Raw genomic sequence first — 16,688 nt, forward strand, 5'->3', positions numbered from 1 at the left:
TCAATTACCAGCGTACTTCAAATTTCTTACGTAACCAGATGGCTAAACTGTTTAAGCCGATCATGAGAGCAAGAAGTACAATGATTGCTGCTGCGGTACGTCCTTCAAAGAAGTTACGTAGCTCATTACCTTGCCAAAGGAAAATTTGTACAGGTAATGCAGTGGATTGATCTAAAGGAGTGGCTGGTACACTTGCTACAAAGGCACTCATACCAATCAATAATAATGGAGCAGTTTCTCCTAGGGCTTGCGCAACACCAATAATGGCACCAGTTAAGATACCTGGTAATGCCAGTGGCAAGACGTGGTGAAATACAGTTTGTAAACGTGATGCACCCAAACCTAAAGCGGCTTGGCGGATCGATGGAGGAACAGCTTTTAGTGAAGCACGTGTGGTAATAATGACCGTTGGCAAAGTCATCAAACTTAAGACTAAACCACCAACCACAGGAGCCGAAAGCGGCATATGCATCCAACCAATAAAGATCGCTGCACCAAGCAAACCAAAGACAATCGAAGGAACCGCTGCTAGATTGTTAATGTTGACTTCGACAACATCGGTAATCCAGTTTTTAGGTGCAAACTCTTCTAAGTAAATTGCAGATGCTACACCAATTGGAATCGAAATAATGATCACGATCAGCATCATAAATAACGACCCCATAAACGCCCCAGCTAAACCTGAAGTTGCAGGTGAGCTACGAGAGTCTGGATTCTTAAATATTTCAGTATTAAATGAGTTAGTAATAACACCATCAGCTTTAAGTTTATCTGCAAGTTGGCGTACTTCTGGGCTCAATTGTTGCTGCTCATCAGGCAAGCTGCGGTCAATATTACCAGCCAACCAGACATCGACATTAGCATCTGCAAGGATTTTAAAATCTTGTTTTTGACCAATCAATGACGGATCTGCCATTACCATGTCACGTAAGCGATAAGCTTCTGAACTTGTATATAAACTGTTGAGATCATCACGTTGTGAGGCAATTGCTGGATCTTTTGCTATGATGCCATTTACGATGAGCGCATCCCAATCCACCATGCCCATTTCAGTTTGCCAAGCAATGTAACGCTCTTGGAACTGTGCAGGTGATTCACCTTCTTTTTGAATTGGTTTCGCACCAACTTTGACAATGTTTGGATCAAAAAATACAGGTACCGTCATTGAGCTTTGCCAAAATGCTGGTAAGCCTTTGGCTAAAATACTGCCAAACAATAGCACGACGAAAAATAAACCAGTCACTACTGCACTAAAGCCCAAGACACGGAAGGTCTTTTCTTTACGATGTCTTTTCGCCAAAGAGTTTTCAATGATTTTCTTACGTTTTTCACGAAGCTCAGCGGCTGCATGTGAATCAAATTTTTGATCCATGTTTGATGTATTCGTCGTACTCATTCGTATTGCTCACGGTATTTACGCACAATGTACAGTGCAACAATATTCAGCCCTAAGGTAATCACAAACAGTGTTAAACCGAGTGCAAAAGCAACCAATGCTTGAGGACTCGCAAAGTCTGTATCACCTGTTAATTGGTTTACGATGGTAATGGTGACTGTAGACACTGCTTCGAGCGGATTAATGTGTAGTAAAGGACTGTTCCCTGCTGCAAGTACCACAATCATGGTTTCACCAATTGCACGAGATGCTGCCAATAAGAATGCACCGATAATGCCCGGCAAAGCTGCAGGTATCACTACTTGGCGAATAGTTTCTGATTTTGTTGCACCCAAACCGAGTGAACCGTCACGAAGCGCGCGAGGAACTTGAGTAATGATGTCATCAGATAATGATGAAACGAATGGGATAATCATAATCCCCATCACAAAGCCTGCTGTTAGAGCACTGGTTGCATTAATATCGAGTCCAATATATGCGCCAAGCTGTTTTGCAAAGGGTCCAATAATCATTAAGGCAAATACACCGTAAACGATGGTTGGAATACCTGCGAGAACTTCTATGGCAGGTTTTGCCCAAGCACGGAAACTTGGCTTTGCATATTCAGCCAAATAAATTGCAATCATCAGACCAACTGGAACAGCAACCAGTAGTGCAATACCACTAACCATGAGTGTGCCCCAAAGGAGTGGCAGCAAACCATAACTACCTTCGGCATTCCCTGATGTACTAAAACCTGGGTTCCATTCAGTGCCTAAGAAGAAATCTAGTGGACTGACAAAACTAAAGAAACGCATGGCTTCACTAAACATCGACATCACAATGCCAACTGTTGTCAGAATGGCGACACCGGAACATAATGCCAATGCGATATTAATGACTTTTTCGACTTGGTTACGTGCACGATATTTTTCTGCGATGCGGCGTTTAGCCATGACTAAACCAATCAATGCCGCACAAATCACAACGGCCAATTTTGCATATGAGCCGATGCTTTCAATTTTCTTTAACTGTTCTGCTGCTGCAAGTTCATATGCAGCTGGCGTATCACTTACTCCAAAACCAGAAGCAATCGCTTGAACGCGGTCAACCATTACGCTCGTGCTTGCAGGATCTAAACTTAAACGAATATTTTCAGGAACATTATTTAAAATAACATGTTGAAAAATACTCGGTTCAACCAAGTTCCAAACAATCAAGATTAAAAAAGCGGGAATCCCACACCATAAAGCGACCAAAACACCATAATAGCCCGGTCGAGAATGCAGCATTGCTGAGTTATTCCCTTTACCTGCAAGTTTACGACTCTTGGTTAAGCCAACTTGATAGGCAATGGCAATAATCGCCAGTAACACACCAATGAGGAGCAGATTCATGTAATCTCCACTGTTTCTTCAATGACACATTTTGAAAAAACTGTTTCTTTGCAAAAAAACCAATGGCAGGTCGACCCTGCCATTGGCTAATTCCATACTTTTATTTAACAGCCTTACCCGCTTTGAAGTTTGCAAGTACCGCAGCACGTTCTTTGTCAGACATTGAAATCAGACCTGCTTTTTCAAGCTTAGAACCTTTACCAGATACTTTTTTGCTTACAAAGAATTCTGTAAATTCTTTCAAGCCTTTGATTGATTTAAGATGCTCACCTTTCACATAGAAGAACAATGGACGTGATACAGGGTAAGAACCATTCAGAATTGTTTTCTCAGATGGCGCAACATTGTTTACTGTCGCTACACGTAATTTGTCACGGTTTTGATCATAGAAACCTAAACCGAATACACCTACAGCGTTAGGTGAAGTTTTTAAGCGTGCCAATGTCTCTGTATAGTCACCAGCAATTTCAATTACACGGCCATCTTTACGGAATGTAGAACATGCCTTTTTCTTTGCATCTTTATCTAGCTTCGCAAATGCTTGGTAAGTTTCACAACCAGCATCTACCATTTTCTCTTGGAATACTTCACGAGTACCGTGATTTGATGCAGGAATAACTAAAGTGATTGCTTCGTTTGGTAAAGTTGGGTCGATTTGATTCCAACGTGTGTATGGGTTTGGAACCAATTTACCTTTTGAAGGTAATTCAGCAGCAAGTGCAGCAAATACGTGCTGTGGGCGAAGTTTGAATGCGGCTTTTTTAGCGTTTGATGCAAACACGATACCGTCATAACCTACTTTAATCTCAAGAACTTGGTTTACACCTGCTTTTTTACAAGCAGCAAGCTCAGTGTCTTTAATTTTACGAGATGCATTAGCAATATCGATAGTGTTATCACCAACGCCATTACAGAATTGTTTCAAACCACCAGAAGTACCACCAGAACCTACAACAGGTGCTTTAAATTGTGGGAATGTATTACCAAACTCTTCTGCAACAATACTTGCGTAAGGCAAAACTGTAGAAGAACCAGCAATTTGGATCGTGTCACGAGCTGCATTTGCAGTTGTTGCAACAGCTGCCCCTGAAAGTGCCAACGCAATTGCGATATGATTGAAGCGCATTCTCATCTCTCTTTATTGATGCATTTATTGGAGTACGCCACTTTCTAATAAAGTCTTGTACTTTTTCGATATACGCATTTTGATTTTAGAGTATGACAGTTAGGTTACATCTTTATGACGCTTTTATGATAATTGATGATTGCACATTGATTTAAATATAATTCTTTATTTTTCAATACGTAATGAAATTTATCAAAGTATTGGTCTTATATATTTCTACTTTGATATTCGTAAGAATTCATATCACTGTCATATTTTGTCTTATTTTCTTTTTTCAAATTCTCCTCTTTTTCTGAATGATACACATTTGCATGTTCGATTTTTTATTCTATGTTATTCCAATAATTGAAATTTCATTACATTTTTAGTTAGCTCAATATGCAACTTTACATAAAAACAGAGCCTAAAATAACCAGTAAAGCCATTGCGACATTTAATCCAGACTTGCCTGTGCATATGACTTTTGAAGAACATGACTGGCACTTACTTACGAAATATTGGTATCCGATTGCACTCACTCGAGACATTACAGAATAGCCTTATGGCACCATGCTTTTAGATATGCCGCTCGTCATTTATAAAATGGGAGATGAACTGATTGTAGCTAAAGATGCCTGCCCACACCGCTGCGTACCCCTAAGTTTAGGCAAGAATGATGGTCAAGGCGTGGTCTGCCGATATCATGGCTTACGCTTTGATGAACATGGTCATTGCAACCGTATTCCTGCATATCCAGAACAGAAAATTTCACCGCGCTTTAATTTACGCACCTATGCAGCGGTAGAGCGCTATGGTTTGATCTAGTGCAATCTGACGGCTGATTCTGAAGCTGAACCCAATATACCTAGCATGCCCAATTGGGAAGATGCAGATTTTCAACAATTGGTTTGTCCAACGGTAGATTTTCAATGTTTTGCAGGCCGGCAGCTTGAAGGTTTTATTGATGTTGCGCATTTTGCATGGGTACATCCCGATACGTTTGGCGACCCTGCAAATGTAGAAGTACCTGACTACACGACCATCGAAACAGAAACTGGCTTTAATGCAGACTATTGGAGCAGTGTTGGGCGCTATCAAATTGGTTTAGAACAGCGCGGACAAAAGGGTTTCCAATGGCTGCGCCATTTTGAAATTCATCTGCCGTTTACTGCAACGCTGACGATTCATTTTCCAAATAACAGCAAGCAAGTGATTATGAATACGGCTTCACCGATGACTGCTCGTTCTACCCGTCTATTTGCTCCCATTTGCCGCAATTATGACAAAGACTTACCTGTCGAAGATGCTTATGACTTTAACCTGAAAATATTTGAGGAAGACCGCCTTGTATCTGAATCGCAAAAGCCTGAATATTTACCCTTAGATTTAAGCATCGAAGCGCATTTTCCAGCGGACCGTAGTTCGAGTATGTACCGCAAACTGCTGCGTAAGAAAGGTTTTAGTCCATTATTTGCGGCATAACATTAATATCGTATTGCATTCACCTCACCCTAACCCTCTCCTACAAGGAGAGGGAAACTCCTTTACAAGCCTTATATTGGTTATAAATATTGTGGTATCTTATTCATCAAATGATAAACATCAATGAATATCGCGACTGGCGACAGGGATGTCACTATAAGGTAATGGTCACATGGATGTAACTTTTCCCTGAGAAAGATTTTAGATACTTTGATCCCTCAAAGTAACAATCTGCCTACGCAGTAAACTATCATCACTCAATGAAAAATTGTGGTGATGTAATAAATTAAGCACCTTTTCATTTTTTTTAAAAAAAGGAGCTCTTACGAGCCCCTTCTTCTACAATTACAAAATGACAATTAGTCAATTGCAGGTGTATATGTACCATCAGCGATTGGGCCTTTGATACGATCCGCTTCCGCAAGCACAAGAGCAAGCAAATTCTTCACGTTGTCTAAAGTCGCTACTGGGCTTAAAGTCGTCATTTTCAATGATTGAACTTGACCTACTTTAGTTACACCAATATTCGCTTCACCACGAGCAAACAATTCGTCTGCAACGTTTTGGTTCAATGTATCTAACAATTCAGCTGGGTAACCTGCTGGTACTACACGGAACAATACCGATGCAAATTGAGGATCAACCAGCATTTCTAGACCGTCAGTGGCAGTAATATAGTCTGCAACATCACGTGTTAGACCTACACCATGATCAATCATGGAACCGTAAAGCTCTTCACCTAACGCTTCAACCGTCATCCACAATTTCAACGCGTCAAAACGGCGAGTTGTTTGTAGTGACTTAGATACTAAGTTAGGAACGCCATGCTCTTCATCATAAGCAGAGTTTAAATACTCAGCTTCATAATGCATGAAACGATAGTTCGCTTCATCTTTCAGCAAGAACGCACCACATGAAATCGTTTGGAAGTAATGCTTATGGAAATCAAGCGTTACCGAGTCAGACAGTTCAATACCGTCTAACATTGAACGATAGTCATTTGAAAGAATCAGTGCACCGCCCCAAGCCGCATCGATGTGCATCCACGCGCCATATTTGTTGGTGATTTCACGAATTTCTTTCAATGGGTCAATTGCACCTGCATCGGTTGTACCCGCAGTTGCAACTACACATGCCACGATTTTGCCTTCAGCTTGAAGGTGAGCCATGGTTTTCTCAAGCGCGTCCATATCCATGCGTGCGTTAGCATCTACAGGAACAGTCACGACAGATTGGAAGCCCATGCCCATCATCGCCATGTTCTTTTGCACAGAGAAGTGCGCATTTTCAGAACAGATCACTTTGACGTTACGCATAGCATCAGATGGTACGCCATCACGCTGAACAGACCACGGATTGCCGTTTTCGTCTTTCCAGTTTTTCGCGATGCACGCATCACGTGCAAGTAAAACGCCCATTAAGTTAGACTGCGTACCGCCAGAGGTGAATACACCTGCTTGACCTGCACCGTAGCCCACTTTTTGGCGAAGCCAATCAATCAATTGAACTTCCATCAATGAACCTGCAGGGCTTTGATCCCATGAGTCCATTGATTGGTTTGTTGCGTTAATTAACACTTCCGCAATTTGGCTAGTGACCATTGTTGGACAGTGTAAATGCGCGAGTGAATGCGGATGATGCACCTTTAAGCTTTTATTTAAGAAAAGCTCAACCATACGGTCTAGTGATTTTTGTACACCCATACCTTCTTTAGAAGGATTGAATGCAATTGCACTACGAAGCTCTTTAATGCTACCGCCTGTGTACATTTTGTCATTTTGCAACCATGCAGATACAGCTTTTACAGCTGAATCCATTGCCGACTGATAGTCAGCAATAGATTGTGCATCATTGCAGAATAACGCTTTACGATGTTCTGCAAAATCTACCATGTCTTACGCGCCTCGAGTTGCAACAAGTGCTTCAGCAAGTGCTTTCTTGAAGCGAACGATCACTTCTTCACATTCAGCTTGATTGATGATCAATGGGCAAAGTAAACGAATGACTGTACCGTTACGACCACCTTTTTCTAACAACAATTTATTGTTGAAACATGCTGCTTGAATTGCTGCTGCCAATTGAGAATCACCTGGTAAAGAACCCATGTGATCTGCTTTTTGACGTTCATCAACAATTTCAACACCAATCATCAAACCACGGCCACGTACGTTACCGATACATGGGAATTCTACCGCTAATTTTTTAATTTCAGCTTGTAAGAAGTCGCCACGCTCTTGCGCGTTTTGAGCCAAGTTTTGCTCTTTGATGGTTTTGATTGTTGCAAGACCCGTACCCATAGCCAATTGGTTACCACGGAAAGTACCCGTATGACCTGCAGGCTGCCAAGCATCAAACTTACGTTTAATACCAAGTACTGCAAGTGGTAAGCTACCACCAACCGCTTTAGACATTACAACAACATCAGGTTCGATACCCGCATGTTCAAAGGCAAACATTTTACCTGAACGTGCAAAGCCCGCTTGAACTTCGTCAAGAATTAACACAATATTGTGCTTTTCAGTCACTTCACGGATTTTTTTCAACCACTTCACAGGTGCAGTTACCACACCGCCTTCACCTTGGATCGCTTCCAAAATGACAGCTGCTGGCTTAGTTACACCGCTTTCTACGTCTTCAATGAAGTTTTCGAAATAATACGTTAATGCGTCTACACCCGCTTCACCACCAATGCCTAATGGGCAACGGTATTCATGCGGATACGGCATAAATTGAACACCTGGCATCAAGCCATTCACAGCATTCTTCGCAGACAAGTTACCTGTCATTGCTAAAGAACCGTGCGTCATACCGTGATAGCCACCAGAGAAGCTAATCACTGAGCTACGACCAGTGTATGTTTTTGCTAACTTAATTGCTGCTTCTGTACCATCTGCACCAGACGGACCACAGAACTGTAGGCAATACTCTTCCTTACCACCTGGTAATTGCTCAAGTAAAGCTTCAGTGAAAGCATCTTTTAAAGGTGTTGTTAAATCCAAAGTATGCAATGGCAAGCCGCTTGCAAGTGTGTCTTGGATACTTTGAATGACCGCAGGGTGATTATGGCCTAGTGCCAATGTACCTGCCCCAGCTAAACAATCAAGGTACTCTGTACCTTCAACATCGGTAACCCAACAGCCCAAAGCTTTTGCTATCGCAAGTGGAAGTTTACGTGGATAGCTACGAACATTCGATTCCATTTGACTTTGGCGAGTTAAATAGTATTCGTTAGTAGAATTAGGGGCAGGATTTACTGAAGAAACGCTCATATCGAATTACCATCTCTGATATGGGTTAAAAGAAATAAGTCGGGTGACTTGCGGTCCTTTGACTCGGTGCTTTATGAGTTCCAGTTAGTTTTAAGAGCTCTCTATATAATGGCTAACTAGAGGGCGGATGATACAGAATTTTTCAGGAAAATAAATAACTTTTATGACCAAATCATAGCATCAAGCACTGAAAAAACAGATCAATCCGATTGATAGCCTGAATTATCATCTTACAGTGTGACATAACAAAGAAAACCTTTTTATTTTATGCTTTTTTACAACTTATGAATGATTATTGTAATCTTCAATTAATTAAACAACTAAGCACTGATTATTTAAATAAATATTCATCAAGCACTACATTTATTTTTCTTGAAAGATTTACAATCCCACCACAGATTTTCCTTTAATCCATCACAATCCCCTTTTAAGATAAGAGCATAAGCTAAATTAGTCATTCTGAAAGAAGAATAGGTCATAACAATGCGTAAAATTATCTTATCCACTGTTTTATTAGCATCCGGTCTAGGTTTGGCAGCAGCAACTCAAGCAGCTGACCCACTCAATTACAACATCGTGAATATTCAGGCGGATGCTACTCGCCAAGTGTCGAACGACCAAATGTATGCCGTTTTATATATTGAAAAATCAAATAAACAGCCGGCTGAACTTGCTACCCAAATCAACCAATTGATGACCCAAGCGGTGAACACCGCCCGTAAATACCCATCGGTAAAAATTGAAACAGGTTCACAAACTACTTATCCTATCTATGACAATGACAGCCGTAAACTTAAAGAATGGCGTGGTCGTGCCGAATTACGTTTAGAAAGTACAGACTTTAAAGCAGCTAGCCAATTGGTGAGCGAGTTACAACAAAATTTCCAAACTCAATCCATCAGCTTTAGTGTGTCAGATGCACAGCGTAAAAAAGTTGAAAATGAACTGATGGTTGAAGCATCCAAAAACTTTCAACAACGTGCCCAAGCGCTCGCTCAGGCATGGAATAAATCAGGCTACAACTTAGTTAATATTAATTTAAATACCAGCAATTATGGTGGTCAGCCAGTTCCGCGTATGGCGATGATGAAAGCTGCAAGTGCCGATGCTATTCCTGAACAAGAAATGGCAGGTGGTGAATCTAAAATCACGGTCAGTGCAAATGGCTCTATCCAGTTCAAATAATTAAATTCATTTTAAAAAACCGTGCTTTAGCGCGGTTTTTTTGACTATAAATTACACCTATTCTTTATTTAAATTAAAAAGTCTATTAGCTTAATCATATTCATAGTTTTAAATGATAATCATCCTTATTTAAATTTATCACACTCAAGATTATGATACGCCCACTCTCTCCATTGCTCACACTTTTATGTATAGTTCAAGCAAAAAATCTTCAAAGCTTCAAAACTTCCCTTTATTACCGCTGAGTATTGCCGTAGGTATAAGCATGGTTGCCACTATGGCTTCTGCTGCTGAAAATACAGATACCGCGCAAGCTAATGTTTTACCGACCATCACCATTGAAACTCAAGGTAACTGGCTGGAAAACGCCAATGAAAAAAAGTGCAAAAGCATGCCGGTGCGCGGACCATTATTGACCGTAAACGCTTAAACGAAAGCGCAGCAACATCTCTTAAAGATGCGTTACGCCAAGTTCCCGGCGTTCAGGTTCAAGAAAATAATGGTACTGGCGGTAGCGATGTTTCATTAAATATTGGCGTTCGAGGATTAACCTCTCGCCTCTCTCCACGTTCAACCGTGTTGATCGATGGCATCCCAATATCATTTGCACCGTATGGCCAACCACAGCTTTCGATGGCGCCTGTCTCTTTAGGAAATATAGAATCTGTTGATGTAGTCCGTGGTGCAGGTTCTGTCCGTTTTGGGCCACAAAATGTCGGTGGTATTATCAATTTTGCCACACGTAGCATTCCTGAATTATTTAAAGGAACTGTAGCTTTAAACTCTGAATATGCAACAGGTACAGATCAGGTAAAATTAAGTCCTAGTCTGTTCGTTGGTGGAACATTAGATAATGGTTTAGGCTTAGCCCTGCTTTATTCAGGTACTAAAGGCAATGGTTATCGTGAAGCGAACAATAAAAATGACATTGATGATGTCATGTTAAAAACCGCTTATGACATAACAGATCAGGATAAAATTGCATTAAATTTCCATCACTACGATGGTACAGGTAAAATGCCTGAAGGTTTAAGCACTGCTGAATTCGAAGCAAATCCATATCAAACGTCGCATTATCGTGATTTTTTCACTGGCCGTCGTTCAGACGTATCGCTGCGTTATACACATAAAGATGACACGAACAACTTTGAACTTTTAAGTTATTACATCGATTCATTCCGTACCAGCAATCTTGAATCCACCTTAACCAATGGCAATCATCGCTTAGATACTTCACCGCGTGATTATAAAGTCTTTGCCATTGAGCCACGTTATTCTCGTAGCTATAGCTTAGGTAGCACGCTGAATGAAGTGACTGTAGGCTACCGTTATATGGATGAAGAAAGCACCGAGTTCGCAGGCCGTACTGAATACGCTGCAGATGCTGAACCCGGTCAGTTTATAGCACGTACCCGCAGTGCGGGTGGCACCAAAGCACACGCAGCTTATATCGATAACCGTATAGAATTGGGTAAATGGAATATTACACCCGGCGTTCGTTTTGAATCGATTGATACGCAAAACAGTTTTAGTGCCTATAAAAATGGCGTATTACAAAATACTGTTCATCCCTCGATCCAATCAGACGAATTTTTACCAAGTTTAGCTGTCCTATATAAAGCAACAGACCATTGGAATTTCTTTGCCAATGCCGGTGTATCTTTTGGTCCACAGCAATATAACCAATTAGCAACAACACAAGGTACTACAGCAGTCACAACCCTAGATGGCTTACATCCTGAAAAGTCTAATAACTATGAAATTGGTACCAAATATTTAGGCAATGGTTTGAGTGCTGAATTGACTGCGTTTTATCTTGATTTTGACAAAGAACTGATTTTAGAACGTGATGCTGCAAACAATGGCATTTGGACTGACCTCGGTGCTACAAGTCATAAAGGGATTGAAACCGGTTTTAGTTATGACTTTGGACATTTAGCTGACACCCTCGAAGGCTTAAAAGCCTATGGTAATTACACCTATACCAAAGCAGTTGCTGAAGCAGGTAACTTTAAAGGTAAAGATTTGCCCTTCTATTCACAAAATGTCGCAAACTTTGGCTTAGGCTATAAATACGATGCTTGGTCAATCAATGCCGACATGTATGCTCAATCTAAACAACGTGCCCCAGGTAACCAAGATTCAGGGATCTACCAAACTGAAGAAACGGCAAATGGTAAACTGGGCGATATTCCAGGCTATTCAACTTTTGCTGTGCGTACCGGCTATGACTTTGGCGGTTCGCTGCAAGGGGTTAAAGTTGCCGCTGGCATCAAGAATGTATTTGATAAACAGTATTTCACCCGTTCATCAGATGCAACAGGTGGTAAATATATAGGGCAACCACGTACCTTCTTCTTACAAACTTCATTCGACTTTTAAACTGGTCTAAATATAAAGATCCCACCAAGTGTGGGATTTTTATTGAATAATATATATGGACATCCATATATTCATATGTAAGGATATATGAAAATCCATATATACAGATAAACATGGAACAGACTGAATTTTTCAAATTACTTGCAGATGAGACTCGTCTGAACATCATCATGCTGTTGGCTTGTAAAGGTGAACTCTGCGTCTGCGAACTCACTGAGTCCCTTGAATTGAGCCAACCTAAAATTTCGCGTCATTTGGCATTACTGCGTTCATCAGGTGTGCTGAGTGATCAACGTAAAGGTCAATGGGTCTATTACTCCATTCACCCTGCACTGCCTACTTGGTGTACACAAATACTCGATGTCATGCGTCACCAAGAACGATTTAAAGACCTCGATTTAAACTCCCCGAAAGGCACTACCACATTGTGTGAAACGCTATGAATTTTTTATTTCTATGTACTGGCAATAGCTGCCGCAGCATTTTATCCGAAGTACTTTTTAACCAGCGTGCCCCTGAAGGTTTCCGTGCTTATAGCGCAGGCAGTAAACCTTCAGGACAAGTCCACCCATTTACCTTAAAAACCCTACATAACCTCAATCTACCGACTGAGGGCTTGTCGAGTAAAACCATCACCGCATGTGAACAATACCAACCCGATGTGGTAATTACTGTCTGTGGTTCTGCAGCTCAAGAAGCTTGCCCAATTTACTTAGGCTCTGCCATCAAAGCACACTGGGGTTTAGAAGACCCTTCCCATTTAGAGCTTGCAGATGACGTAAAACTTGCAGCTTTTCTTGATACCGTGGCACATATTAACCGCCGTTTAGATGCTTTATTTGCACTCGATTTTAAGCAATTAAGTCGTGAAGAGCTTAACAAAGAAATCCAAAAAATTTCAGAGATTCAATAATGGCTGCTGCAAAACTGTCATTTCTAGACCGCAATCTAACGCTATGGATTTTTATCGCAATGGGGCTAGGCATTGCGATTGGCGTGTATATTCCAAGTGCTTCAAGGGCTTTAAATCAACTCAATATCGGTGATGTCAATATTGCGATTGCCATTGGTTTAATCCTGATGATGTATCCGCCTTTAGCTAAAGTGGATTACAAAGCCCTGCCTGAAGTGTTTAAAGATAAACGTACCTTATACCTTTCACTACTTCAAAACTGGTTAATCGCACCTTGCCTGATGTTTATTTTGGCTATCGTGTTTTTACAACACTACCCTGAATACATGACCGGTTTGATTCTGATTGGTTTAGCACGTTGTATTGCGATGGTTTTGGTTTGGAATGATTTAGCTTGTGGGGACAACCAATACGTTACGGCTTTAGTGGCATTTAACAGTATTTTCCAAATTGCATTTTTTAGTACCTACGCATGGTTCTTTTTGAGTTTTTTACCGCCTTATTTTGGTATAGAAGCGCAAGTGATCCAAGTCAGCTTTTGGACCATCACACATGCAGTATTGGTGTATTTAGGTATTCCCTTCCTACTCGGTTTCCTGACGCGTGCCATATTGGTAAAACAAAAAGGTCTGGATTGGTATAAAAATCAATTTATACCCAAAATCAGCCCCATCAGTTTAATCGCATTACTCTTTACTATTGTGGTGATGTTTAGCCTCAAAGGTGCAGATGTCGTGAGCCTTCCGATGGATGTACTGCGTATTGCCATTCCCCTCACAATCTACTTTGTGGTGATGTTTTTCATTAGCTTTTTGATGAGCAAATGGATGGGCAATAACTACGCCAAAACCACTGCCATATCCTTTACCGCAGCAGGTAATAATTTTGAACTTGCCCTCGCTGTTGCCATCGCGACCTTTGGCATTGCATCTCCGATTGCATTTACCACGATTATTGGCCCATTGGTTGAAGTGCCTGTGCTTATTGCATTAGTGAGTGTATCGCTATGGTTAAAACGCAAATGGTATAAAGAGAACTAAAATGAAGCTCCCCAATATTCAACTAGATCTACTTGAAACACCGCGTTTTGAACAAGTTCAAGCTAAAGCACTTGAACATCCGCCACGCATTCTGCTGCTATATGGCTCCAACCGTGAACGCTCATTTAGCCGCTTAACGGTATTGGAGGCGGGTCGAATCCTTGAACATTTTGGTGCAGAAGTCAAAATCTTTCATCCTAAAGGTCTTCCTCTGCCTGAAGATGCTGAAACATCCCATCCTAAAGTTCAGGAATTACATGAATTGCTTACATGGTCAGAAGGCATGGTTTGGTGTTCGCCAGAACGACATGGTGCGATGAGCTCTATATTGAAAGCACAAATTGATTGGATTCCTTTAGCGGCAGGTGCCATTCGTGCTACTCAAGGTAAAACGCTGGCGTTAATGCAAGTCAGTGGTGGTTCGCAATCTTTTAATGCTGTTAACCAAATGCGCATCCTTGGGCGTTGGATGCGGATGATCACGATTCCAAATCAATCTTCCGTTGCAAAAGCATTTTTAGAGTTTGATGAAAATGATCGCATGAAACCTTCCTGCTATTACATTCGCATTGTCGATGTGATGGAGGAATTATACAAATTTACCCTACTCACACGTGGTCAATCTGCCTACCTCACAGATCGCTATTCTGAACGAGTTGAAAGTGCGGAAGAACTCTCTAAACGAGTTAATCAAAAGAACCTTTAATGAAAAACTCCTGCATCTGTGCAGGAGTTTTGGTCTAAAATATCCATCCGTTTCAACTTAAACTAATAATTTATAAAATAATGTCATTGAATCTATTGTACCTGTATGGCTCAATGCAAATTGCGGAATGATCCCAGCTTTTATAAAGTTAAATTTTTCATATAGCTTTTCAGAGACATCGCCTGTACGCGTATCAAGTACAAGTAATTTCAAGTTCAATTGTTTTGCTTTATCTTCTGCAAGTGTTAATAGTTGGTGAGCAATGCCTTGCTGACGTTCCTTTGGATGCACCATAAGTTTTTCAATCTCAGCACGATGCAGTGCATTGGCTTTGGTGGCACGAACCAATTGTACTGTGCCCACAATTTCACCGCTTTGCAGCACCACCTACAAAAAGGTTTTATGCTTTTGAATATCCTTTGCCACAGCAGACCAATATTCATCATAGGGTAACTTAGATTTTTCAGCAAAAAAACTCAGTGATGCTTTATCTTGCACACATTGTGCCAATATTTCGCAAAGTTGAGCCTGCTCATCTTTTAGATCTTGAAAGTTTAAATATTAAATTTAGCTCATCTTCTTTTCCTCTTATTTCTATTTTTATCGTTATATTCAAATGGCATGCCATAAAAAATCCCGCTCGGAAGCAGGATTTTGATTTTCAATTTAGTAAATCGACATATGATTGCGATGGATCATTTCAAGTGATCGGGCTTCCCCTAAAACTTGATGAACTTTATCTGAGGCTAAACCTTTAACGATTTCTGCCGAGCGTGAACTGAAGTTTACACGGCCTACGGCAACACGATGACCTTGTGTATCAACACATTCCACCACATCACCACGTTCGAAATGCCCTTCAACCGCTTTCACACCGACAGGTAATAAACTGCGGTGATTATCACGTATTGCCTTTACAGCACCATCATCAATCACCAAACGTCCAGCTGTTTGTAAATGTGCAGCTAACCATTGTTGATGGGCTGTCACACGGTCATTATCGGTAATAAATAATGTACCGAGTAATTCACCTGCCATTACACGTGACAGCACATTATCACTATCACCGCTCGCAATGACTGTTGGACAACCGGACTTGGCTGCCAAACGTGCCGCACGAACTTTGGTCAACATACCACCACGACCGAATTTACCGCCGCCGCCAGCCATATCGAATAATGATTCATCCATTGCACGTACTGTATGGAACAGTTTTGCATCTGGATTGGAACGAGGGTCTGAGTCAAACATGCCTTCTTGGTCAGTTAGAATCACCAAAAGGTCTGCATGAACCTGTCCAGCCACCATCGCAGCCAAAGTATCGTTATCGCCAAAGCGGATTTCGTCAGTCGACACTGTGTCATTTTCATTGATCACAGGAATCACACGCCAATCAATCAAATGCTGCAAGGCATCACAAGAGTTTAAATAACGACGACGGTCAGCCAAATCGTCATGGGTTAATAAAACTTGAGCTGTACGAATAGAACGTTGTTCTAAAACGCTTGACCAAGTATGTATTAAACCCATTTGTCCAATGGCTGCGCAAGCCTGAAGACTGGGTAGATCTGTGGGTCGGCTGTCCAGATTCATTCGAACCATACCTTCAGCCACAGCACCGGAAGACACAAGAATGATCTCGTGCCCTGCATTGTGTAGTTCTGCAATTTGTCCCGCCCAATGCGAGATTGCATCCAGATCTAACCCTTTTCCGTTTGCTGTGAGTAGTGATGATCCGATTTTAACAACGATACGTTTACAACCCTTGAGCTGACGTTGCCCATCTACCACTTCTATCATCTTGTCCTCAGACTTGTTTGCTTTGACACTTATT

The 16,688-nt window shown here is 41.2% G+C and carries 12 protein-coding genes and 2 pseudogenes; 7 read left to right on the forward strand and 7 right to left on the reverse strand.

Annotated elements, in window-relative coordinates:
• Positions 1 to 4: 4 nt before the first annotated feature.
• From pstA to AC25JC_RS04400, 3 genes are all read right to left on the reverse strand, one after another.
• The gene (gene pstA, locus AC25JC_RS04390; protein ID WP_078191850.1) at positions 5 to 1,396 is read right to left on the reverse strand and encodes a phosphate ABC transporter permease PstA; all 1,392 of its coding nucleotides are present in this window, start codon (positions 1,394 to 1,396) and stop codon (positions 5 to 7) included.
• Complete coding sequence (pstC, locus tag AC25JC_RS04395) at positions 1,393 to 2,772, reverse strand: phosphate ABC transporter permease subunit PstC (protein ID WP_180023450.1); 1,380 nt, start codon at positions 2,770 to 2,772, stop codon at positions 1,393 to 1,395. Before pstC ends, pstA begins: the two co-directional genes overlap by 4 nt.
• 100 nt (positions 2,773 to 2,872) lie before the next feature.
• A complete protein-coding gene (locus AC25JC_RS04400) occupies positions 2,873 to 3,898 on the reverse strand; it encodes a substrate-binding domain-containing protein (RefSeq protein ID WP_180107529.1) in 1,026 nt (341 codons plus the stop codon).
• A gap of 408 nt (positions 3,899 to 4,306) precedes the next feature.
• On the opposite strand from AC25JC_RS04400, the pseudogene AC25JC_RS04405 reads away from it, so the two are divergent.
• Positions 4,307 to 5,359: pseudogene (locus tag AC25JC_RS04405) on the forward strand (Rieske 2Fe-2S domain-containing protein).
• Between the two features lie 359 nt (positions 5,360 to 5,718).
• Here the strand turns inward: AC25JC_RS04405 and AC25JC_RS04410 are convergent.
• Positions 5,719 to 7,251: a pyridoxal phosphate-dependent decarboxylase family protein gene (locus tag AC25JC_RS04410; RefSeq protein ID WP_486923526.1), complete on the reverse strand. Its 1,533-nt coding sequence runs from the start codon at positions 7,249 to 7,251 to the stop codon at positions 5,719 to 5,721.
• A 3-nt stretch (positions 7,252 to 7,254) separates the two neighbouring features.
• Positions 7,255 to 8,628 carry a diaminobutyrate--2-oxoglutarate transaminase gene (locus AC25JC_RS04415; protein WP_180040630.1) on the reverse strand — a complete coding sequence of 458 codons (1,374 nt, stop codon included), beginning with the start codon at positions 8,626 to 8,628 and terminating at the stop codon, positions 7,255 to 7,257.
• 483 nt (positions 8,629 to 9,111) lie between these two features.
• Here AC25JC_RS04415 and AC25JC_RS04420 point away from each other — a divergent pair, with 483 nt between their 5' ends.
• The 6 genes and pseudogenes from AC25JC_RS04420 to arsH all read left to right on the forward strand — a co-directional run bounded on the left by AC25JC_RS04420 (position 9,112) and on the right by arsH (position 14,854).
• On the forward strand, positions 9,112 to 9,813 hold the full coding sequence (locus AC25JC_RS04420) for an SIMPL domain-containing protein (RefSeq protein ID WP_180133095.1): 702 nt from the start codon (positions 9,112 to 9,114) through the stop codon (positions 9,811 to 9,813).
• Between the two features lie 187 nt (positions 9,814 to 10,000).
• Positions 10,001 to 12,195, forward strand: a pseudogene (locus tag AC25JC_RS04425) (TonB-dependent receptor family protein).
• Positions 12,196 to 12,308: 113 nt separating this feature from the next.
• Positions 12,309 to 12,638, forward strand: coding sequence for a metalloregulator ArsR/SmtB family transcription factor (locus tag AC25JC_RS04430; RefSeq protein ID WP_078191857.1), 330 nt, complete (start codon positions 12,309 to 12,311; stop codon positions 12,636 to 12,638).
• Positions 12,635 to 13,108, forward strand: a complete 474-nt coding sequence (locus tag AC25JC_RS04435; RefSeq protein WP_078191858.1) for an arsenate reductase ArsC — start codon at positions 12,635 to 12,637, stop codon at positions 13,106 to 13,108. Before AC25JC_RS04430 ends, AC25JC_RS04435 begins: the two co-directional genes overlap by 4 nt.
• Positions 13,108 to 14,148, forward strand: a complete 1,041-nt coding sequence (gene arsB, locus AC25JC_RS04440) for an ACR3 family arsenite efflux transporter (protein WP_180055084.1) — start codon at positions 13,108 to 13,110, stop codon at positions 14,146 to 14,148. The genes AC25JC_RS04435 and arsB overlap by 1 nt, the downstream gene beginning before the upstream one ends.
• 1 nt (position 14,149) lies before the next feature.
• Positions 14,150 to 14,854, forward strand: coding sequence for an arsenical resistance protein ArsH (gene arsH / locus AC25JC_RS04445; protein ID WP_486923527.1), 705 nt, complete (start codon positions 14,150 to 14,152; stop codon positions 14,852 to 14,854).
• 57 nt (positions 14,855 to 14,911) lie between these two features.
• On the opposite strand, the gene AC25JC_RS04450 is transcribed toward arsH, so the two are convergent.
• On the reverse strand, positions 14,912 to 15,241 hold the full coding sequence (locus tag AC25JC_RS04450) for a GNAT family N-acetyltransferase (RefSeq protein WP_486923528.1): 330 nt from the start codon (positions 15,239 to 15,241) through the stop codon (positions 14,912 to 14,914).
• Between the two features lie 279 nt (positions 15,242 to 15,520).
• Entirely contained in the window at positions 15,521 to 16,654 is a 1,134-nt protein-coding gene (gene proB / locus AC25JC_RS04455) for a glutamate 5-kinase (protein ID WP_180004924.1), read from the reverse strand.
• Between the last annotated feature and the right edge of the window lie 34 nt (positions 16,655 to 16,688).

This window comes from Acinetobacter sp. P37 (assembly GCF_057480965.1).

What these genes read in the sequence shown, in the direction of transcription:
- arsH (WP_486923527.1), top strand. Translation starts at nt 14,150, where the DNA reads ATGAAGCTCCCCAATATTCAACTAGATCTACTTGAAACACCGCGTTTT.
- pstA (WP_078191850.1), bottom strand. Translation starts at nt 1,396, where the DNA reads ATGAGTACGACGAATACATCAAACATGGATCAAAAATTTGATTCACAT.
- AC25JC_RS04415 (WP_180040630.1), bottom strand. Translation starts at nt 8,628, where the DNA reads ATGAGCGTTTCTTCAGTAAATCCTGCCCCTAATTCTACTAACGAATAC.
- pstC (WP_180023450.1), bottom strand. Translation starts at nt 2,772, where the DNA reads ATGAATCTGCTCCTCATTGGTGTGTTACTGGCGATTATTGCCATTGCC.
- AC25JC_RS04430 (WP_078191857.1), top strand. Translation starts at nt 12,309, where the DNA reads ATGGAACAGACTGAATTTTTCAAATTACTTGCAGATGAGACTCGTCTG.
- AC25JC_RS04400 (WP_180107529.1), bottom strand. Translation starts at nt 3,898, where the DNA reads ATGCGCTTCAATCATATCGCAATTGCGTTGGCACTTTCAGGGGCAGCT.
- AC25JC_RS04410 (WP_486923526.1), bottom strand. Translation starts at nt 7,251, where the DNA reads ATGGTAGATTTTGCAGAACATCGTAAAGCGTTATTCTGCAATGATGCA.
- AC25JC_RS04435 (WP_078191858.1), top strand. Translation starts at nt 12,635, where the DNA reads ATGAATTTTTTATTTCTATGTACTGGCAATAGCTGCCGCAGCATTTTA.
- AC25JC_RS04420 (WP_180133095.1), top strand. Translation starts at nt 9,112, where the DNA reads ATGCGTAAAATTATCTTATCCACTGTTTTATTAGCATCCGGTCTAGGT.
- arsB (WP_180055084.1), top strand. Translation starts at nt 13,108, where the DNA reads ATGGCTGCTGCAAAACTGTCATTTCTAGACCGCAATCTAACGCTATGG.
- proB (WP_180004924.1), bottom strand. Translation starts at nt 16,654, where the DNA reads ATGATAGAAGTGGTAGATGGGCAACGTCAGCTCAAGGGTTGTAAACGT.